The sequence below is a fragment of the Paenibacillus sp. FSL W7-1287 genome, from assembly GCF_038004245.1.
In the GTDB taxonomy this organism is placed as follows: domain Bacteria; phylum Bacillota; class Bacilli; order Paenibacillales; family Paenibacillaceae; genus Pristimantibacillus; species Pristimantibacillus camelliae.
The window spans coordinates 2,195,001-2,215,819 of record NZ_JBBORD010000001.1 but is presented as its reverse complement, the minus strand read 5'-3'; the positions used below and the strand labels follow the sequence as shown (position 1 = coordinate 2,215,819).

The 20,819-nt window shown below is 44.3% G+C and carries 15 protein-coding genes and 2 rRNA genes (1 of these 17 only partly in view); 1 reads left to right on the top strand and 16 read right to left on the bottom strand.

The features are described 5' to 3' along the window. Positions 1–6: 6 nt before the first annotated feature. From NSQ99_RS10040 to metH, 10 genes are all read right to left on the bottom strand, one after another. Positions 7–1,362, bottom strand: a complete 1,356-nt coding sequence (locus tag NSQ99_RS10040; protein ID WP_251665183.1) for a sensor histidine kinase — start codon at positions 1,360–1,362, stop codon at positions 7–9. Next, a complete protein-coding gene (locus NSQ99_RS10035; protein WP_251665182.1) occupies positions 1,362–2,057 on the bottom strand; it encodes a response regulator transcription factor in 696 nt (231 codons plus the stop codon). Before NSQ99_RS10035 ends, NSQ99_RS10040 begins: the two co-directional genes overlap by 1 nt. 74 nt (positions 2,058–2,131) lie before the next feature. Further along, positions 2,132–3,673, bottom strand: a complete 1,542-nt coding sequence (locus NSQ99_RS10030; RefSeq protein ID WP_340836387.1) for a serine/threonine protein kinase — start codon at positions 3,671–3,673, stop codon at positions 2,132–2,134. Positions 3,674–3,798: 125 nt separating this feature from the next. After that, entirely contained in the window at positions 3,799–4,821 is a 1,023-nt protein-coding gene (locus NSQ99_RS10025) for an SAM-dependent methyltransferase (protein WP_340836386.1), read from the bottom strand. Beyond that, the gene (locus tag NSQ99_RS10020) at positions 4,814–5,173 is read right to left on the bottom strand and encodes a cyclic-phosphate processing receiver domain-containing protein (protein WP_251665179.1); all 360 of its coding nucleotides are present in this window, start codon (positions 5,171–5,173) and stop codon (positions 4,814–4,816) included. Before NSQ99_RS10020 ends, NSQ99_RS10025 begins: the two co-directional genes overlap by 8 nt. Positions 5,174–5,751: 578 nt before the next feature. Continuing rightward, complete coding sequence (locus NSQ99_RS10015) at positions 5,752–6,570, bottom strand: DNA-formamidopyrimidine glycosylase family protein (RefSeq protein WP_251665178.1); 819 nt, start codon at positions 6,568–6,570, stop codon at positions 5,752–5,754. A 161-nt stretch (positions 6,571–6,731) separates the two neighbouring features. Beyond that, a complete protein-coding gene (locus NSQ99_RS10010) occupies positions 6,732–7,523 on the bottom strand; it encodes a TIGR01457 family HAD-type hydrolase (protein WP_340836385.1) in 792 nt (263 codons plus the stop codon). Positions 7,524–7,579: 56 nt separating this feature from the next. Then, entirely contained in the window at positions 7,580–9,052 is a 1,473-nt protein-coding gene (locus NSQ99_RS10005; protein WP_340836384.1) for a ribonuclease H-like domain-containing protein, read from the bottom strand. Beyond that, the gene (locus NSQ99_RS10000) at positions 9,009–11,357 is read right to left on the bottom strand and encodes a DEAD/DEAH box helicase (RefSeq protein ID WP_340836383.1); all 2,349 of its coding nucleotides are present in this window, start codon (positions 11,355–11,357) and stop codon (positions 9,009–9,011) included. Before NSQ99_RS10000 ends, NSQ99_RS10005 begins: the two co-directional genes overlap by 44 nt. Before the next feature lie 155 nt (positions 11,358–11,512). After that, positions 11,513–14,959, bottom strand: coding sequence for a methionine synthase (gene metH / locus NSQ99_RS09995; protein ID WP_340836381.1), 3,447 nt, complete (start codon positions 14,957–14,959; stop codon positions 11,513–11,515). A gap of 142 nt (positions 14,960–15,101) precedes the next feature. On the opposite strand from metH, the gene NSQ99_RS09990 reads away from it, so the two are divergent. Continuing rightward, complete coding sequence (locus NSQ99_RS09990; RefSeq protein ID WP_251665174.1) at positions 15,102–15,641, top strand: 1,2-dihydroxy-3-keto-5-methylthiopentene dioxygenase; 540 nt, start codon at positions 15,102–15,104, stop codon at positions 15,639–15,641. A gap of 71 nt (positions 15,642–15,712) precedes the next feature. Here the strand turns inward: NSQ99_RS09990 and NSQ99_RS09985 are convergent, their stop codons facing one another. From NSQ99_RS09985 to NSQ99_RS09960, 6 genes are all read right to left on the bottom strand, one after another. Beyond that, positions 15,713–16,660: a metallophosphoesterase gene (locus NSQ99_RS09985; protein ID WP_251665173.1), complete on the bottom strand. Its 948-nt coding sequence runs from the start codon at positions 16,658–16,660 to the stop codon at positions 15,713–15,715. A gap of 175 nt (positions 16,661–16,835) precedes the next feature. Then, positions 16,836–17,624: an HAD family hydrolase gene (locus NSQ99_RS09980; RefSeq protein ID WP_340838771.1), complete on the bottom strand. Its 789-nt coding sequence runs from the start codon at positions 17,622–17,624 to the stop codon at positions 16,836–16,838. A 22-nt stretch (positions 17,625–17,646) separates the two neighbouring features. Continuing rightward, complete coding sequence (locus NSQ99_RS09975; RefSeq protein ID WP_340836380.1) at positions 17,647–18,159, bottom strand: hypothetical protein; 513 nt, start codon at positions 18,157–18,159, stop codon at positions 17,647–17,649. Positions 18,160–18,187: 28 nt separating this feature from the next. Then, positions 18,188–18,388: a DUF896 domain-containing protein gene (locus NSQ99_RS09970; protein WP_251665171.1), complete on the bottom strand. Its 201-nt coding sequence runs from the start codon at positions 18,386–18,388 to the stop codon at positions 18,188–18,190. Positions 18,389–19,040: 652 nt separating this feature from the next. After that, positions 19,041–19,157, bottom strand: a 5S ribosomal RNA gene (gene rrf, locus NSQ99_RS09965). A 162-nt stretch (positions 19,158–19,319) separates the two neighbouring features. Beyond that, positions 19,320–20,819: ribosomal RNA gene (locus tag NSQ99_RS09960) — 23S ribosomal RNA — on the bottom strand; it runs 1,430 nt beyond the window's last position.

Sequence of the window (20,819 nt, the reverse complement as noted above, 5' to 3'; positions counted from 1 at the left end):
GCCTCCTTATTTTCGCTGTCTGAATTGTAGCGTAATCGTAGTACCTAGATCAATCATGCTGAATACTTCTACTTTACCTTCATGCAAATCAATAATACGCTTAGCAATGGCAAGTCCAAGACCAACACCGCCAGTCGTACGGGCACGCGCACCATCGACGCGATAAAAACGTTCAAATAAGTGTGGGATTTCATTCTCAGGTATGCCAATCCCTTTATCCTTCACTTCCAATCTAACGATGCCCTTTGACTGTGATACGGAAATATCAATGGGCTCCTTAGAGTACTTAATCGCATTATCTATCAATATAACGAGCAGCTGTTGAATTTTATCCTTATCACCAACCATTCGTACATTATGAGACTTTGCTTTCACTCTTATCGAACGCTGGAACGTTGTTTCCATCATCGTTGCAATTTCTTCAACGACAGGAACAACATCAAACGTTTCTAGCTTTAGCCAATCCTCCTGCTCCGCTTCTGTTAGCGTAAGCATCGACTTCGTTAGCGTTTGTAGTCGAGTCGTCTCTCTCGCAATCGCATCAATCGCTTCATTACGAACATTCTCATCGTCTGATCCCCAGCGCTTTAGAATGTTGGCATAGCTTGAAATAACCGTTAGTGGTGTTTTAAGCTCATGAGATGCATCGGCTACGAAAAACTTTTGACGCTCGTATGTTCGATCTAATCGATCGATCATTTGGTTAAACGCACGGATTAGCTGCTGTAGCTCTGCAGATTCCTCACGCTCACCAAGCTCAATCTTTCTCAGCTTCCCGCTTCGGTCAATTTCTCGCATAGTCGTTACCATCTGCGATATAGGCTCTGTGAGTCTAGATGTAAACCAATATGTACCAAAAATAGCGAATAGTATCGCGCCACCGCTCGTTACGCTTAATGCAGCAATCAAAATTTGAAGGTAATCATCAAGCTCATCGAGAATTCTTGTAACCTCCAGCATTGCGATAACTTGACCATCCTCAAACAGAGGAACGCGGGAATAGATAATTCTCTCCCCGCCCTTTGTCATAATGCCATTGTTTTGATATGAGCTATATTCAGCTGTTAGCTCAAGTAATATCTCATTAGACCCTGATATGTTCACGACACGATTGTTAGGACTAATAATGCGAATCATTTCGTTCACATTGTAATATTCATTCAGTAGATCTGCAGTATTCAAGCCTCTTCCACTTTGAATCCTCGGATTCTCGAGAAGAAGCTTGACTTTGTTCGCAATAATCTCTTCTTCACTTTCTGTCGTAATCTTGATGACATAAAAATAAACAAAAATATTAAAAAAGATAAGAATTAATATTAACCAAAAAATCGTAAATAACGTAAACCGTTTTCGCAGTGTCATCAATCTGGCTCCTTGATCATATAACCAACGCCACGCACTGTATGAATTAGCTTGTAGCGATAACCCTTGTCAAGCTTTTGACGAAGATATCGGATGTACACATCCACTAAATTGGTTTCACCAATAAAGTCATAGCCCCATACCTCCGATAAAATTTCTTCTCTTGATTTTTCCTCGTTGACATGCTCAATAAGAAAAACCAACAATTCAAATTCACGCGGAGTTAACTCGATCACATTGTCCTTCCTCGTTACCTTACGAGTTCTTAGCTCAATGGTCAGATCTCCTAGCGTTATAACATCAGAGCCATCTTGATCCTTAGGCTTCTGCTGAAAAATACGTAATATATTCCGAACACGAGCAAGCAATTCCTCAACCGCAAACGGTTTTGTAATATAATCGTTCGCTCCGTGCTCAAAGCCACTCACTTTATCTGGTACTGTGTCGCGTGCCGTCAGTAAAATGATTGGAATTAAATTGCCGGCTTGTCTTACTTGACGAAGCACTTCAATGCCACTCATCTTCGGTAGCATAACATCTAATAGAACAAGCTGATACTCTCCGCTGTTAATCATCTCATAGCCCTGCTTACCATCAAATGCAAGACCTACTTCATAGCCTTCATGCTCCAGCTCCAGCTGAAGTATTCGCGCTATCCCCGATTCATCTTCTACGACTAATATTTTATCGCCCATTATGGTGCACCTACCTTTATATAATCGGTATATTCATCATAATAGAAGAAAGGACATTATTGCAAGCATACATGTCACTTGATTAATGACATTAAATATTTCTTAATTTGTCTTGTTATATCTTGGTACGGCGGATAGCTGTTTTGCATACATATACTTTTCAATATTTGCTTAGCAGGAAGCTCAGGTATGCGAAACGACGCAAGCTCTCCAGCTAAGCTTTTCCAGGATGATCGGCCATGGAACGATTGATCTCGATTATGAATCCATCGTACGGTAACGTTAGAGCGATTCGCCTGCTGTAGCAATTGATGTATTCGATATAAGCTACGAGGCGATTGCTTCAAAGTCCAGGGGCTATCAACAAGTAGAATGAGATCAGCATGCTGCACGATATAGTCAAGCTCGTTTTCGTTCCAATACGAGGAATAATCAATAATAACATCATGCTGTAATGCTAAGCTTGCAGTTAGCTCTACAGTATGCTGCAACCGGTCCTCCGCTCGGTTTTCTTCGTTAAGTGGATTAATCATAAATATTCTACCTGCTCCAACCGTTACACATTCGTACGCTTCATCAATGAGTTCTAAGCCGCTGCCGCTATGCTCACTTTGCTTATATTGATCGTAGTGATAGCATAGCTCTCCTTCGTCTAAGCGATGCTCAATCAATGAGTATGGCCTGTCTCTATCCTGGTACAGCTCACGCAAGGAAAGACTGACAAGTGTGGCGCCTGCACCTTTATGCGCTGACAGCACAGCAATCCTTTTGCCAACATAGTAAGCATTATTCCCACTCTTGTTCTGAAGCTCTCCCCCATGAAGCAGCTGTAGCTTCTTCATTCTGTGTAAAACGTCGTCTATACTTTGCGGACGGTGCAGTGGTTGCTCCTGAATGCAATCCACGATGAGCTCTCTCAGGCCTTTTGGAAAAGCCAATAGCTTGCGAAGTAAGGATCGCTCTACTTTCCCTCCTTTTATCCATTTGGTTGGATCTAGCCCTAGCATTCTCAATAACAGCGCTCCGAAGCTGTAAATATCTGTACGTTCATCTGTCGGCTTGCCGCTAAGCTGCTCAGGAGAGGAATAACCGCGCGTGCCAAACATTACGGTACTGCCATTGTTTTTCCCAAGCTGCTTGCTGATTCCAAAGTCAATTAGCTTAATGGTTCCATCGTTTGCCAGCATTATATTTGATGGCTTCAAGTCACGGTGAATGATTGGCGGCTGCTGTGTATGCAAGTAAGCCAAAGCCTCCAACACATCGATTAGCACATAGAAAATATAGCTTAACGGTAATGGCTTAGATTGCTCGTTCAAAAGCTGACCGAGATGAATGCCATTAATCCATTCCATAACTAGACACGGCCTTGATTGATGCGAGGTGTAATCATAAATAACTGGTAAACAGCGGTGCTGCAGACGAGTTAGAATTAATGCTTCTTGCTCTAGCCCCTGCTCGAGCTGTACTTCAGTATGCTTTAATATTTTTATCGCACGCGGCGCTCCGTTTAACTTCAGATCTCGTGCGAGATAGAGCTCCCCCATCCCACCTTCCCCTGCTTTATGTACGGTTTGATATCGTTCTGCAATTAAACCTTGTAAGCTAGCGTTCATCCTGCGATTTCCTCCTCTCAAATAAAAAAAGCATTCATGGCCATGCGCTAGGGCATAGCTCAGAATGCTTTTCTGATCCATTTATTAGATTATACTTCGATTATATAACAGCAAAGGCTGATGTACTATTTCTTCTTCTGTAAAAAGAGCGTAATTTCCTCTCGATTGTGAAACAGCTGCTTCGCAGCAATAATAGTAAAGGCGTTGCTTAGTCGCTCCTTTACTTCTCGAATACTTTGCAGTCCTTTTTTATGCATTAGCTTAACCGTAATTATCGCTAACGATTGAGGCTTAAGTGCTGGCTGCAGCTTTAAGATCAGCTTACTCATTTCAATAGGACTCCAGCTCATATCGCATACAAGAAGGTCATGACTTCCAGCTGGCAGCTTAACCGCTGATGCATTCATCCTTAGATGTGTAAGCGCAGGATGATCCTTAATGCGAGCATCCAATGCTGCAGGATCAATTGCTGTCACCTTTAAGCCTCTCTCGAGCAGCAGGCTCGTCCAGCCTCCAGGAGCAGCTCCTACATCGATTGCGGTATGAAAGCTGCTGTAATCTAGTCCAAATACCTTTTCGGCTTCCAGAAGCTTGAACTTTGCTCTCGAGATTTGACCTTCCTCTTTTTGAAAGCGAATAGCGCCACCAGGCCAGTCAGAGCCCATCTCCTGCACCGTTCCAAAGCCGATAAGCATCTCATCCTTATGTGCGAATAGCGCAATAATTAAGTCAGGCTGCTGCAGGACTGGTTCTGCCCCGACAGCTAGCAGAGCTTCGTCCATTGCTTGCTTGAGCTGCTGCTTCGTTGCAGTAAGCTGGTGCATTTTACTCATACGAATATGAGTAGCAACTCGCTTTCCAGCAAGCGAGCTGTCTATATAATGAATCATCTCTGCCAAGGAACGCTGGTCGCCAGTGATATCACCTGTAATCGTCACCATTCGATCTATAGGCTGTATGTGTCGTACAAATATTAATTCTGATGTGTTCAGCTTAGCTTGAACCTCATCATTTTCGAGTGGAACCTCGAACTGATACACTTCACCAGGAATCAATTGTACGAATGTAATTTGTGAAAATATTTTGCGCAGCTCCTCCATCCCATAGGGAGAGAAGCCTTGATTGGATGTTGCGATCCACTTACTCATTCTGTTCCTCTTTCACTTGTTTTCGCTTTAGCGCTTCTTCAAGCTCTTCCTTTGTCATTGGTCGTGCATACAGCTCATAGGAAGCTGGTACTTGCTGTCGTAATGCTTCGTACATTTGTTGCTTTCCATACATGCTCGAAGTATGCAAATAGATGCATCTTGGATATTTTCCAGTCTTCATCAGATGCTTTACTACTTCGTAGCCTGTCGGTTCATTCCAGCCCAAATCGTAGTCAAGTGATAGAATGTCAATTTGCTCATGATCAATGAGCAGCTTGCACTCCTCGGCATTTTTGGCAAGCACAAAGCCTTCAGGGCAGTAGCGGAAGTCATCTAGGTATACATGAATCATACTCCAAGGCTCCTTATTTATATAGAGGTTGTTCAAAAAAATTAGCTTTGATCACGATGCATGTCTGAACGCTTATTCGACTTCGAATCTTGAATTCAGCCGAGCCTTCCGATGCTCACGTACCAATACCGTACGCTGCGCTTCTCAGTCTCTAAGCTTTATTCAACCTTCTCGGTGCTGAAAGCTAAACCTTTTGAACCCTTATTGAATTGGTTGTTCATAAAGTCCAGCTTTAATCACGATGCATATGCTGAACGCTTATTCGACTTCGAATCTTGAATTCAGCCGAGTCTTCCGATGCTCACGTACCAATACCGTACGCTGCGCTTCTCAGTCTCTAAGCTTTATTCAATCTTCTCGGTGCTGAAAGCTAAACCTTTTGAACCCTTATTGAATTGGTTGTTCAAAAGATTCAGTTTTGATCACGATGCATATGCTGAACGCTGTTTCGACTTCGAATCTTGAATTCAGCCGAGCCTTCCGATGCTCACGTACCAATACCGTACGCTGCGCTTCTCAGTCTCTAAGCTTTATTCAACCTTCTCGGTGTTGAAAACTAAACCTTATGAATTATTTTTTTACTGTTCGTTTAATTGCTTCAAAGGGCTAATATAGCATTTCTGCTTTGCGACAACGATAAGCTCTACTTGCTCATTCTCTGTATCAAGAACGAATTTCCCATCTCTACCATAAACGGCTAGTCGCTCAGCGTAGCTGCCCGTCAAAGTGTCCTGAGCATACAGCGGCTCAGTTCGAACACCACCATCGGCGATTGCTGATCTCATCATATTTCGAATCGTCTCATACAAATTCGTTGCTTCCTGTTCATTTAAACTATTCACTTTTCTTGCCGGATGCAAACGCGCTGCGTATAATATTTCATCACTATAGACCGGTCCAATACCAGTTACAACGGAGGCATCAAGTAAAAAGGTTTTCAACGAGCTGCGTTTTTTACTAAGCTGTTCTCTAAAGTAAACCTCTGTAAAGCGTCGATCCAATGGATCCGGTGCACAAACCTTTAGCTGGTCTTCAACCTCTCTTACAGTCGTTAACTGAACAGCTTGCTCCTCTAGCTTGCTAAACGACATAAAGCGTTCACCGAAGTATAGCACGAGGTCTGGGCTTCCTTTTGCCTTCTCTCCCGCTTCTCCGCCATAAAATGAAGATTGATCGCTTAAGTAAATCATTAGTCTTTTTCCCGTATCAAGATGAAGCACGAGATGACCAGCTCGACGTTCAACAAACCAAATGGTCGTATTAATAAGCTGCTCACAGAATGGTGATTTTTTTCCTGTGATTACTTTAGCGCCGCATTGAATTTTTGTAATGGCGACACCGGTATATTTTTCAGCTATTATCGCTCGTATGACTTCTAATTCAGGTAATTCGTACATTGCCATATGCCTCCTGTGTATCAACGTTTCCAAACGGACGTTGAAAGCTGTAACTATTAATAATATTAATCTTATATATTAACTTATATTAGCTGATCTTGTCATGTTAGCATATCAGCCTTGAGAAATGCACTTCTGATTGCTGTTGTTCACACATTAATCTAGCTCATCAATGCTTGCTTGAGCTCATATAAATCCGTATAGCAATACGTAGGCTCGCATTCAGCAAGCTTACGATACTCCTCTACATTAGCTGGTGTTGTAAGTCCTGTATATAGCAGCACGGTATCACAGCCTGCTTCAACACCAGATCGAATATCGGTTAGCATATTATCTCCTACAACGAGTGCTTGCTCAGCTGCGCAATTGAGCTTATCAAGCGCATATTGAATAAGGATGCGCGAAGGCTTGCCGATGATCACAGGCTCCTTGCCGCTCGCAGCTTTAAGCATCGCCCCAATTGACCCCGCGCCTGGAATAAATCCGCCATTCGCAGGCAACAGTAGGTCTGGATTCGTCATAATAGATGTAGCTCCGTCCCTAATCGCTTGAACAGCCTTTATTGCTTTCTCATAGGTAAACGACCGATCGATGCCTTGAACGACGATATCTGGTTGTTCATCGGTAATCGTTATTCCTTGCTCTAGCAACGCTTGCTGCAGACCATACTCACCGATCATCATCACACGTGCCTTCGGCATGTGCTGCTTAATATAATAAGCAGTAGCCTGAGCAGAGGTACAAACATCGTCAGGCTCTGCGTCTATCCCCATATTATTCAATCGCTCAGCAACCTGCATCGGCGTCGCTGAAGAATTATTTGTCACAAAGCGGTAGCTCCACTCCTGCTTGCGCAGGAAAGCAATGAGCTCAGCGGCTCCTTCTATCGGCTTATCGCCATGATATATCGTTCCATCTAGATCTATTAATAAGGCATGGTAGCGTAATTTCAACGTTGTCAACTCCTACGAAAACTATCTTCATTACAACATATCATACATTTTACATTCTATACAGACAGTCTGCACTTCTTTTTTATTCGTTCTATTCGTTTATTTAGCTCAGAAAGCTCTTTTTCCTTCTGCTTAGTCTCTCTTCTCGATACACTTTGCAGCTGCAGCTGAAACTCATAAGCAAGCGAAGCGTAATGTAGTGCTTGAAGTGGCTGCTTTGCTTTATGCTCATAGTACATCGATAGCTCAATTGCGGCTTCGACCTGAGTTCGACTAGCAAATGCCCCGCTTGTCATTACGATTTTTTCCCAAAGCATTAGTGCACGCTGCATTTCATTGTATTTTTTATCGCGCATCGCCAGCATCATAATCGTCTGACTGCTTTGCTGTGGAATATGTGCGGCTAATTGGAATAGCTGCTTCGAATAAAGGAAGCGTCCCATTTTCTCTAGCCATAAGCCAGTGCGAACAAGCTCCTCTGGCTCGCTTGGCTGCTGAACGATGGTACGTACATCCTCGTTGCTTAATAAATGCCCGAATCGGATAGCGAGCGTAACGAGAGACATCATATCAATTTCATTATGCTTGTAGACATCTTCAAGCTCACTCGGATCGCCACTTGATAAAAAATTAAAGTAGCGTGCTGGCGCCTCTGATCCAGGTAGATCATCCACTCTGATAATACCGAGACGCATTTTTTCAATATGACTGAGCTTACATGACTCTAGTGTGTTCCGCCATATCGCGCGCGAAGGATGCAGTAGATCAATATGCAGCGGCTGCCATATCGTCTCTCGCATACCGTTCAGCATATATCTACTATGAAGCAACGGCCAATCAAAGCTCTTACCATTATAAGTAACGAGATGGGAGAAATGTGCCGTTAAGCGATGTAAATAAGCTAGCATCGCTCTCTCCTCAGCAGGATGGCGGATTAACGCTTGCTGCACAACAAATTGCTCGTTCTCCCAAAAAGCGAGCCCAACCATAAATGGAATATTGCCAGTGCCGCTGCCTAGACCTGTAGTTTCCAAATCTAAAAACAAAAAGTGCTCAAGCTCTGCCTCCTGCTCAGGGTAGAACGCATTGAGATGCCATCCAGCTTGCTGCCATTCACCGAACTGATGCATTCCAATTGCTTCATCACAGCGATAGGTACGCGTCCGCATAAGAAACGTACCAAATTCGTTTTGTGCCAGCTGGACATGCAGCTGATTCCATTTATGAGCATGTGCCTCCTCATCATGAAGGGGCACGAGCTTTAACAAGTTCGCTAATTTCGAAGCTGATACTAGCTTCGCATCTGACTCCAATAGGTTAGCTTCAGGAGGGAACGTAGGTTGGCTTATAGCTGCTTGAGCTGCGTAAGAGCTGCTTCCTTCTGTATAGCTGCCATCTTGATATAAAGCCACTTCTTGTGCTGTTGACTTCTTCTCTACAGCAGCTGTGTTGTGGTTATCCATCTCCTCAGCAGCTTGAGATGGCTTAATTCCTTTCAGACGCTCTAGCCGCGCCCTCAGCATGCTCATCGCTCTCTTCCCCTTTACTTATTTGTATGTGTTCTTCACTTTTTAGAAGCTGCAGCGCTGTTTGCTTGCCCCATATGCCTACCTCTTCTATAGGTCCGACACACGCAGGACAGCCGCTTACACAGCCGCATTGCTGTATTAACTGCTCGGCGTTATCTAGCAGCGTCTCATGCAGCTCATATAGCCTCTTGCTAAGCCCAATGCCACCTGGATAACGATCGTAGAAAAATATCGTTGGCTTCCCCGAGTGAACAGCCTTCACCTGAGGTACGACACGTATATCGAAGGGATCACACATTAAGTAAAGCGGCGCCACATTACCAAGCACATTGGCAAGCCCCATTAATGCTGATTGCATCTGATCCTTCGTTAGCTTTGAGGTTAGCTCGTCAGAAAAAGTAAACCAATAGCTTGACGTATGCAGCTCTTCCTCCGGCAGATGAATCGGACCTGAACCGATGTTCTCATGCGTGAGCAAGCGAATCTTTTTGAAGATCGTTGGCTGCGCATTTACCGTTACCTCTCCGTAATACTGCTCCAGATGACCCAAAGTTTTTTCCTTATCGATATGAAGCACCTTAAGCTCTACAGCTAGATTCGCATCCGTATAATAATCGACATCCACCTCACGCACATACGCCTTCTTCTCCTCATAATCCAGCATCTCTACCTGATACTGTACACCCTCATGGATATAAATCGCTTCCTCATGAATTAGGGTAGGTGCGCTAAAGCGGTCGACTTCTCCTATAACCTTATTACGATTGCTAATATCGATAATGATAAAGTTCTCTCCTGCTGCTGTGCGCAGCGAAATATTGTGCGCTGGGAACGATTGCTCCATCCAATACCAAGTGTCACCTACATGGTGCAGCACCTTCTCTTCGGTTAAAAACTCCATCATATCCTCTAAGCGCTCGCCACCAAACTGCTCCCCTTGCTTGAACGGAAGCTCGTAGGCAGCGCATTTGACATGGTCGATTAATATAAGCAAATTATCTGGATCAATTAAAGCCTGCTCTGGCGGTCGATTGAAAAAGTAATCTGGATTTTGAATCATATATTGATCTAGCGGGCTACTGCTCGCAACAAGAAAAGTAACAGATATCTCGTTGCGTCTACCGGCGCGCCCAGATTGCTGCCATGTGCTCGCAATCGTTCCAGGGTATCCATTCAATACACAAGCCTGCAGCTGCCCGATATCTATACCGAGCTCTAGTGCATTCGTGCTCACAACTGCTTTAATCTCACCTGAACGAAGACCGTGCTCAATCTCTCTGCGCAGCTTCGGCAGATACCCTCCACGATAGCCGCGAATCGTGCGATCGTTCACCTTATGCTCCGTCAGCTCCTGCAAATAAGTAAGCAGCAGCTCAACGCGCACTCGGCTTCGAGCAAATACGATCGTTTGCAGCCCTTGCTTAATTAATGAGCTGGCAAGCTTTTTCGTCTCGATTACGCTGCTTCTACGGATGCCAAGCTGGGCATTGACTACTGGAGGATTGTAAAAGATAAAGTGCTTCTCTCCAGCTGGTGCACCGTTGTTGTCTACGACATGAACGGGCTTGCCAATTAACCTTGATGCATGCTCACCAGGATTATCAATCGTTGCAGATGCGCATAAAAACTGCGGGTTCGAGCCGTAAAACTGACAGATTCTTAGTAGCCGACGCAGTACATTCGCAACATGTGAGCCGAATACACCTCGGTACGCATGAACCTCGTCGATGACGATATATTTTATATTTTCAAAAAGCTTAACCCACTTCGTATGGTGTGGAAGAATAGCAGAATGCAGCATATCAGGGTTTGTTACAACGATATGACCTGCGTTACGGATCGCTGTACGTATGCTAGGAGCTGTATCTCCGTCATATGTATGTGTTTTAAGCTCACAATCCATTAAATCTGCAAACTGCTGGAGCTCAGCAACCTGGTCCTGTGCAAGCGCCTTTGTAGGGAACATATACAGCGCTCGCGACTCTGGATGACTAACAATCTCCTGAAGCACCGGCAGATTATAGCAGAGTGTCTTACCCGAGGCGGTAGGCGTTACAGTGACAACATGCTCTCCACTCTGCGCCGCAGAAAAAGCAGCTGCCTGATGACTATACAGCTGATCCATTCCTTTCGCATGCAGCGCTTTAAGAAGCTCTGGATGAAGCCCCTCAGGAAGTGGTGCATAGACCGCATCTCGAGGTGGAATCGTTCTCCACTCCGTCACATTGTCCATAATTTCCCGCTGCTGCTTCAGGCTCTTAAGCCACTCTGACATATCCCTTGCTTTCCCCGTCCACTCATTCATTTTCAATCTCCTCTTTCTTACACCGCTTCTCTTTTCCTCTCTATAGTGTATCGAATGCATGTTCGATGTTCAATACTGGATTATGGAAATACGTCATGGCAAAAAAATGCTGCTGACCAAAGGAGCTACAACTCCTCTGACCAACAGCATCTGAATTAAGCTTTATCTACATTGAAATATTGTGCTTCTGGATGTGCGAATACCATGGCTGAAACCGAAGCCTCTGGCTCCATCATAAAGCCTTCCGTCAGCTCAACACCGATATCCTCTGGCTGCATCAGCTCGAACAATGGCCCCTGATCCTCAAGATTCGGACAAGCTGGATAGCCGAACGATACGCGAATCCCTTGATATCTTGCTCCAAAGCGCTGCTTCATCGTCATCTCTGGCGGATCTGGATAGCCGCATTGCTCACGCATCATATGGTGAATCTTCTCAGCTAAGCCTTCTGCTGTTTCGAGCGCGCAGGCTTGCAGTGCATGAGAGCGTAAATAATCTCCTTTTTCCTTCCATTGATTGGACAGCTCACGAATCCCGCTTCCGGCAGTAACAACTAAGAACCCAACATAGTCCATCACACCACTGTCCACCGATTTTAGATAATCGGCTAAGCAAAGGAACGGCTCCACCTGCTGTCTAGGGAAGGAGAAGCGTTTAATTTCCTTCGTATGATCATTCGGATCGTAGATAATGACATCGTTGCCGGATGATTGAGCAGGGAAGAATCGATACATCCCATTTGCTTCTAAGAAACCTTCCGCCATTCCTTCACGATAAATCTGATCAACCATATCCTTCAGCTGCTCCGTTCGCTCGTCTCCGGCAGCCAACAGCTTGTCGACTTGACCTTTGACACCTAGGTGATGGCCAAGCAGCATTTGCATATTAACGTACGGTAGCACTTGACCTAGTGGAATGTTCCGTAAAATATGGCGCTCTGTATCTGGCGGCATAAATACCGGTGCATCAGGTGAGATGCTCGAACGCGCTGCTCTCGTCATCGGAGGCAGCTTTTTCTTTTCCTCCGCTTCGTTAGCAAGATTAGCACGCTGCTCCGCAATTTCCTGCTCCAGCTCTGTTCTCAGCGTAGCAGTTGTGAGCTTATTCGCAAGCTCCAAGCCATCCATCGCATCCTTCGCGTAGATAACCATTCCATCGTATTCAGGTAATATTCTAGTTCTTGTAAATTTGCGAGTTAAAGCTGCACCGCCAACAAGAATTGGCGCGTCAATACCTGCATTGCGCAAGTCCTGTGCGGTTAAGACCATTTGCTGGGCGGATTTAACGAGAAGTCCTGATAGACCGATAGCATCAACCTTCTCCTCACGATACGCTTCAATAATGCGATCTGGCGGTACCTTAATACCGAGGTTAATAATTTTGTAGCCGTTATTCGATAGAATAATCTCAACGAGATTTTTACCGATATCATGCACGTCGCCCTTAACAGTTGCCAGCATAATTTTACCCTTCGTTGCTGTTTCCGTTTTCTCCATAAACTGCTCAAGATGAGTAACAGATGCCTTCATGACCTCAGCGCTTTGCAGCACTTCTGCTACGATCAGCTCGTTGTTGTTAAACAATCGGCCGACCTCTTCCATCCCCTTCATGAGCGGTCCGTTAATAATATCAAGCGGCGTATATTTCTCACGAGCTAGATCAAGGTCGGCGATTAGACCTTCCTTCGTTCCTTCAACGATATAGGATGCCAGACGCTCCTCTAGCGTCAGATTCGAAAGCTTTTCCTTTTTCTCGACCTTTTTATTACGGAAAGCAGCGACAAAATTAGCTAATGTATCATCATTCGTATTATAGATCAGCTGCTCTGCCAGCTCTCTCTCCTCCGCTGGTATAGAGGCATAACGCTCCAGCTTCTCTGTATTGACAATGGCGTAATCAAGTCCCGCCTTCGTCGCGTGATACAGATAAACCGAATTCAGCACCTCGCGGCCAGCATCAGGTAAACCGAATGATATATTACTTAGGCCTAGAATCGTCTTCGTGCGAGGGTATTTTTCCTTGATCATGCGAATGCCTTCCAATGTTTCCACGGCAGATCCAATGTATTGCGGATCTCCTGATCCAATCGGGAACATATTCGGGTCAAAGATAATATCCTCTTCATTCACGCCATACTTATTAACGAGAAGATCATATGCACGATCAACGACTTCTAGCTTGGCTTCACGCGATACAGCCTGTCCACGCTCATCAATAAGAATCATGACCACAGCCGCCCCATACTTATGAATAAGCGGCACGATTTTTTCGAATTTTATTTCGCCATCTTCGAGATTAATAGAGTTAATAACGGCTTTACCTTGTGAATATTTTAGACCAAGCTCAATAATATGATCGTACGTTGAGTCAATCATAATCGGAGCTTTAATTTTCTTCATTACCTGCGGTAAAAATTGTTGTACCGCATAGGCTTCATCAATTTCTGTATCCTGCAAATTGATATCTATAATATGCGCACCGTTTTTCACCTGTGAGCGAGCAATCTCAGATGCTTCATCATATTTTTCTTCTTTGATGAGGCGTTTGAACTTTCTCGAGCCAGAAATATTAGTACGCTCACCGATCATAATCGGACGGTTGTCTGCTTCGATAAATACAGGCTCTATCCCTGACACAGCATCGGCATGCTCACCTAGCTGAGTGCGAGGCTTATATTGTGCCATCGTTTCAGCCATTGCGCGAATATGCTCTGGTGTTGTTCCACAGCATCCGCCTGCAATATTAAGCCAACCATTTTCTGCGAAATCAGCGAGCTTTCTCGCCAATGATTCTGGACTTTCGTGATAATGTCCATTTTCATCTGGTAGCCCTGCGTTCGGGTAGCAAGACACGCTGCTTCGTGCGATATCGCTCAATGTACGAATATGATCTCGCATAAACTCTGGACCCGTTGCACAGTTCAAGCCTACCGATATCGGCTTCAGATGCTCTAATGAAATATAAAAGGCATCAATGGTTTGGCCCGCGAGCGTCGTTCCCATTGGCTCAATCGTACCTGAGATCATAATCGGCAATGTTTTGCCGGTTGCTTCAAAGGCATTACGCACACCGATACTGCCTGCTTTAACATTTAGCGTATCCTGTGAGGTTTCAAGCAAGATTACATCAACGCCTCCTTCGATTAAGGCTACAGTTTGCTCATAATAGCTTTCTACTAGCTGATCAAAGGTTACACCGCCAGTTACAGACAATGTCTTAGTCGTTGGACCAAGAGCACCTGCTACGAATCGAGGCTTGTCCGGCGTACTGAACTTATCTGCTGCATCACGTGCTAGCTTAGCTGCAGCCAGATTAATCTCTCTTGCCTTTTCAGGAATATCATATTCAGCGAGAACAACACTCGTAGCGCCGAACGTATTCGTTTCAATAATATCTGCGCCCGCTTCAAGATATTGTTCATGAATGCGCTTGATAACATCGGGTCTTGTAAGAACGAGCATTTCGTTACAGCCATCCAATTCAGCTCCACCAAAATCGTCTTCCGATAAATTCTCCTGCTGAATCATCGTACCCATTGCACCATCTAAAATAAGAATGCGCTTTTCTAGCTGTTCTTGCAGCTTACTGGTTACCAATATCATACACCCTTCCCAAAATCACTATTTCAAAGTTTATCAGATATTCACACAACTTAAAAGGATTATAATCGACAAGAATGAGAATTTGAATTATAATAGTATTACTATAACAATTTAATTCCGATTGGAAAAGGTGGAATAATAGATGGCAGAGATAAGAATTCGAAACACAAATGAACGCATCAAGGGTGAACAAGCAGTTAGAGAGTTTCTTGCTCAATATGAAGTTATCTATGAGCACTGGGATACGAGCAAGCTTCGTGAGGACCTAAAAGAAAAATTCGTACTTACTGATGAAGAAAAACAAGAAATTCTAGATACATTCGATGCAGATATTCGCGATCTAGCTAGTCGTCGCGGCTACCTAACTTGGGATGTCATCACATTATCTGAAGCTACACCTAATCTTGAAGAGCTTCTTGCAAAATTCGAAAACGTTCATACTCATACTGAAGATGAAGTTCGCGCCATTACAGCAGGTCAAGGTATTTTCATTATTAAAGGCAATGATGAGATCGGCTACTTCGATGTCGAGCTTGAAGCAGGAGACGTTATCTCTGTACCAGAGCACACTCCTCACTTCTTTACATTGATGGAGAACAAAAAAATCGTTGCAGTACGTCTATTTATTGAAACAGAAGGCTGGATTGCTCATCCGCACCACGATCCTAGCTTCGTGAAATAATACTTAACTATATTAATAAAGCGAATGTCACTATTATCGTGATCATTCGCTTTTTTACTACAACAATTAAGCTATTCGGCTGTTAGTTTTATCGTTATAATTTCTGGTGGATTGAATACGCGTAATGGGAAGGCTGAGTTCCCAATTCCTCGACTTACAATCATACTCATCGAGCCATTTTCAAACTCCCCACTCGTATATTCTGGGAAAAAACCTTGATTAGGCGCATAGAGACCACCCATGAATGGGATTCGAATTTGCCCCCCATGAGCGTGACCGGTTAATACTAGATCTACCGCGTATTGCGTATACATCTCATAATACTCAGGGCGATGCGACAACAGCACCGTATACAAATTGCTGTCGATCGTTTCTGTAGCTCCCATTAGCATCGCCTTCATAATATTGTCACCACCACCGAGACCTACAAAGCGTTCTTCCATAAACGCCGTTGTCGGATCTGAGATGCCCACTACATTTATCGTTTGCTCATTATAGGTTATCGTTGTCTGTTTATTATTTAATATAATAACGCCCTTATCAACTAATGCTTTTAGAAAGGGCTCGTCCATGTTATCGAAGACTCGCTCATGATTGCCAAACACATAATAGACTGGAGCAATTTCCGTCAGCTCATCGACAAACTCAACGGTTTTCAAGTCTAAGACTTGAGTACCTTTCTCTTCTTGCATATGCTTGTCTCTTAAGTCAGTGTAGTACGTATAATCGATCAAGTCTCCAGTAATCACAATGATATGAGGCTCTTCCTTCCTCACCTTTTTTGTAATGTACTCTCCTGTCCGTTCATTGCGGATGGAGTGTAGATCGCTAAGCTGTACGATCGTAAAACCGTCTAGCGAGTCGTTTATTTTCGCATGAGTAATATGATATGTTGTTGTGCTCATTGATTTATTCATTACAAAATTAACAGTGAGTAGAACAATACACAGTACGGCAAGTGCACCGATCCATTTTAATAGCTTCTTACGTTTTGATTGTTTTCTTTTAACGGTTCTCATCGTTTCTCCTTTAGTATAAGCATTGTCGACATATCATTTAAACGAAAAAAGATGATGATTTGTTTCAGACTACTTATATTTAGCGGCCCATAGAAAAAAGAAAAAGCCTGAACGAAGGAGATTTCCTATCATTCAGGCTTTAATGAGTGATCAATGAATAACGATTCAATAAGTGCTAGGGTTCAATAATGTTAAACAGCTCTTGCAGGCTCTTGATCGTATGTGTAGGAATAATGTCATCATTGCGGTCTACGCCATGACGATTAATCCATACAGAATCAATTCCTGCTGTATTCGCTCCAAGAATGTCAGTTGTCAGCTTATCACCGACCATCACACATTGTTCGGCAGACAGTTCTAGCTTACTTAACGCATATTCAAAGATCGTAACGTCGGGCTTTCCTTTACCAAAGTCTCCCGAGATAATGATATGATCAAAATATGTAGCAAGCTCAGGTACTCCTGCAAGCTTTTCTTGCTGCAGATCAGGCGAACCATTCGTAAGCAGCAACAGCTTATACTTTCCTTTAAGCTGATCCAGCACCGCAAAGGTTTCCTCGTATACGAGTGGACGCTTGCGACGTTCTGCAGGGAACATCTCTCCTAGCTCTTTACCAAGCTGCTCATCGTGTACTCCAAGTGCAGCTAACCCTCTCGTCCATGCATCCGAACGATAGCTAGGCACAAATTGCTCTAACTTGCGGAACTCCTCTTGCTTCCCTTCAGCAAAACGAGCCCAAAGTCCTTCGAACGGATTAATACCTATCATTTTCGTAAATGGAAATGCTTCAAATGCTTCATATATCTCTCTTGCTTCACGTCTTACCGCTTCCTCTAGCAATTCCTGATCTACTCCTGCTTTTTCTGCGGCATAGTCACAGGTTGCACGAAACGCTTCCCTTACACTACGCTCATCCCATAATAGCGTATCATCAAGATCAAACATTACAGCTTTTTTCACGATGGTTTCTCCTCCTAGATTGAATTTAGCCTTCTGTCCAAGTAATGTTGAATTTGTCAGCAAACTTCTTCAGCTCAACAGACATCTCATCGATTGGGAAGCGATTAAAGGTACGATTAAAAGCCCAGCTGCTTCCATGACTCGGAACGATGAATATATATCCGGCCTGTACCTTTATCTCCTTAATCGCTACAGCGAAAAGCTGCTTGTCCCCCATCATTCTACGAGATTGAATATAATCCTTACCAATGGTTAGGTATGGCTTACGAAAGAAAAATAACGCAGCAAGCGCCACATATGCGATAATTGTCAACCAGTACATCGCAGAAATCTCAAATTCCGGATTCATCAAGCTAATAATATTGTACATACCAATAAAAAATATTAATACGATAGGTAAAACGTAATTTCTACCTTTGAAGGTCAGCTCATGTTTTTTCTCCGTGTTGAGCACGAGATTGCCAACTCCAGCTTTTTTACGCTGTTTGTTGATTTGATCCATATTCTTTTTAACTTTTCTTTCCCAAGAACGTGACAAATGAACTCCTCCTCAAATATAACTATCGTTAATGCAACGGCTTTGTATCTGACTGTTCATCCTCAACATATTTGATACTATCAAGCTGTTGCTTAAAATTAGACTTAAACGTAGCTAGATATTTTGCTCTAAGCTCTGCACGCTCTGCTTGTTCAGCTGGAGTCAAGCCTACTGTTTTATTTTTTTTAGCTAAAACATTAATTCGAGCTATTAATTTATCCATATCCATTAAATCCACTCCTTCCCAATCTAGAATATATTGCTACATGCTGCTGTTGGCAGATTAACTGAATACCGACAAAAATGTACAACAAGCCTATTATAACAAAAAAGCCACTAAAGTAACATCACAATTCCATGTACTTTAAACTCAAATGGAGTAAATTTGAATCGCAAACCATCTTCTAATTTTAACAATTACATTTTTACAAATTAACATGCTATGTCCGCACAACAAAAAAGCCTACTGCATACGCAATAGGCTTCCTTCGTGCTTGGCAACGGCCATTCCGCACCGGTTGTTTAACATCGTGACTACACACACTGATTAGCATCATGTTCTAACCTCAAGGTCGGCGTCTGAATCATCCTATACTACCGCTGCCTCATCTTCGAATATACGTCGAACAGATTCAGACACTCTCCTGAATTACTGCAATGACTTCCTCAGCAAGACAGTTTTATTAATAGATACTGGTTATAGGTCTATAAATACAAACAAGCTTATACCAGCAACCTGTTACTGCAATGCACATCACACACGTTCTATTTTAGCTCATTACTCTAAACCTCACCGACTGAGCTCTACGCAATTACTATACATCACCACTTTATCCGTGCAACAAAAAAAGCCTACTGCATACGCAATAGGCTACCTTCGTGCTTGGCAACGTCCTACTCTCCCAGGACCCTGCGGTCCAAGTACCATCGGCGCTGAAAGGCTTAACGGTCGTGTTCGAGATGGGTACGCGTGGTTCCCTTTCGCCATCGTCACCAAACGGATGCTCACATTCTTTTAATACGCTCGAACATTCCTGCGGAATGAGGGTCGCTTTATTAAAAGATTGTTCGCTTGTGGCTCAAAATATAATTGAGCTCTTCAAGGTTTGAACCTTGAAAACTGGATATGAAAGTTGTGAATCTCCAAAGTGTGAATCATTTAGGATAAGCCCTCGACCGATTAGTACTGGTCAGCTCCATGCATTGCTGCACTTCCACCCCCAGCCTATCAACCTCGTCGTCTTCAAGGGGTCTTACTAATTGGGAAATCTCATCTTGAGGGGGGCTTCACGCTTAGATGCTTTCAGCGCTTATCCCTTCCGTACTTGGCTACCCAGCTATGCTTCTGGCGAAACAACTGGTACACCAGCGGTACGTCCATCCCGGTCCTCTCGTACTAAGGACAGCTCCTCTCAAATTTCCTACGCCCGCGACAGATAGGGACCGAACTGTCTCACGACGTTCTGAACCCAGCTCGCGTACCGCTTTAATGGGCGAACAGCCCAACCCTTGGGACCTACTTCAGCCCCAGGATGCGATGAGCCGACATCGAGGTGCCAAACCTCCCCGTCGATGTGGACTCTTGGGGGAGATAAGCCTGTTATCCCCAGGGTAGCTTTTATCCGTTGAGCGATGGCCCTTCCATGCGGTACCACCGGATCACTAAGCCCGACTTTCGTCCCTGCTCGACTTGTAGGTCTCGCAGTCAAGCTCCCTTATGCCTTTACACTCTTCGAATGATTTCCAACCATTCTGAGGGAACCTTTGGGCGCCTCCGTTACTTTTTAGGAGGCGACCGCCCCAGTCAAACTGCCCGCCTGACACGGTCCCTTCACCAGATTCATGGTGACAGGTTAGAACTCCGATACGATCAGGGTGGTATCCCAACGGCGCCTCCACACATGCTGGCGCACATGCTTCATAGGCTCCCACCTATCCTGTACAGATCGTACCAAAGTCCAATATCAAGCTACAGTAAAGCTCCATGGGGTCTTTCCGTCTTGTCGCGGGTAACCTGCATCTTCACAGGTATTAAAATTTCACCGGATCTCTCGTTGAGACAGCGCCCAATTCGTTACGCCATTCGTGCGGGTCAGAATTTACCTGACAAGGAATTTCGCTACCTTAGGACCGTTATAGTTACGGCCGCCGTTTACTGGGGCTTCGGTTCATAGCTTCGGGTTACCCCTAACCACTCCCCTTAACCTTCCAGCACCGGGCAGGCGTCAGCCCGTATACTTCGTCTTACGACTTCGCACAGACCTGTGTTTTTGCTAAACAGTCGATTGGGCCTTTTCACTGCGGCCCCCTCGGGCGATTAACCCTACCGGGGCACCCCTTCTCCCTAAGTTACGGGGTCATTTTGCCGAGTTCCTTAACGAGAGTTCTTCCGCGCGCCTTAGCATGCTCTGCTCGCCTACCTGTGTCGGTTTGCGGTACGGGCACCTAGATCTCACTAGAGGCTTTTCTTGACAGCCGGAGCTCATGACCTTCGCTACTGTAATTTTCACTCCCCATCACAGCCCAGCCTTATAGCCAGCGGATTTTCCTACTGACAAGCCTCACTGCTTGGACGGACTATTCCATCAGTCCGCGTCACTACCCTTCTGTGTCACCCCATTGCTCAAACAATCTTCGGTGGTACAGGAATTTCAACCTGT

What these genes read in the sequence shown, in the direction of transcription:
- NSQ99_RS10040 (WP_251665183.1), bottom strand. Translation starts at nt 1,362, where the DNA reads ATGACACTGCGAAAACGGTTTACGTTATTTACGATTTTTTGGTTAATA.
- NSQ99_RS10035 (WP_251665182.1), bottom strand. Translation starts at nt 2,057, where the DNA reads ATGGGCGATAAAATATTAGTCGTAGAAGATGAATCGGGGATAGCGCGA.
- NSQ99_RS10030 (WP_340836387.1), bottom strand. Translation starts at nt 3,673, where the DNA reads ATGAACGCTAGCTTACAAGGTTTAATTGCAGAACGATATCAAACCGTA.
- NSQ99_RS10025 (WP_340836386.1), bottom strand. Translation starts at nt 4,821, where the DNA reads ATGAGTAAGTGGATCGCAACATCCAATCAAGGCTTCTCTCCCTATGGG.
- NSQ99_RS10020 (WP_251665179.1), bottom strand. Translation starts at nt 5,173, where the DNA reads ATGATTCATGTATACCTAGATGACTTCCGCTACTGCCCTGAAGGCTTT.
- NSQ99_RS10015 (WP_251665178.1), bottom strand. Translation starts at nt 6,570, where the DNA reads ATGTACGAATTACCTGAATTAGAAGTCATACGAGCGATAATAGCTGAA.
- NSQ99_RS10005 (WP_340836384.1), bottom strand. Translation starts at nt 9,052, where the DNA reads ATGAGCATGCTGAGGGCGCGGCTAGAGCGTCTGAAAGGAATTAAGCCA.
- NSQ99_RS10000 (WP_340836383.1), bottom strand. Translation starts at nt 11,357, where the DNA reads ATGAATGAGTGGACGGGGAAAGCAAGGGATATGTCAGAGTGGCTTAAG.
- metH (WP_340836381.1), bottom strand. Translation starts at nt 14,959, where the DNA reads ATGATATTGGTAACCAGTAAGCTGCAAGAACAGCTAGAAAAGCGCATT.
- NSQ99_RS09990 (WP_251665174.1), top strand. Translation starts at nt 15,102, where the DNA reads ATGGCAGAGATAAGAATTCGAAACACAAATGAACGCATCAAGGGTGAA.
- NSQ99_RS09985 (WP_251665173.1), bottom strand. Translation starts at nt 16,660, where the DNA reads ATGAGAACCGTTAAAAGAAAACAATCAAAACGTAAGAAGCTATTAAAA.
- NSQ99_RS09970 (WP_251665171.1), bottom strand. Translation starts at nt 18,388, where the DNA reads ATGGATATGGATAAATTAATAGCTCGAATTAATGTTTTAGCTAAAAAA.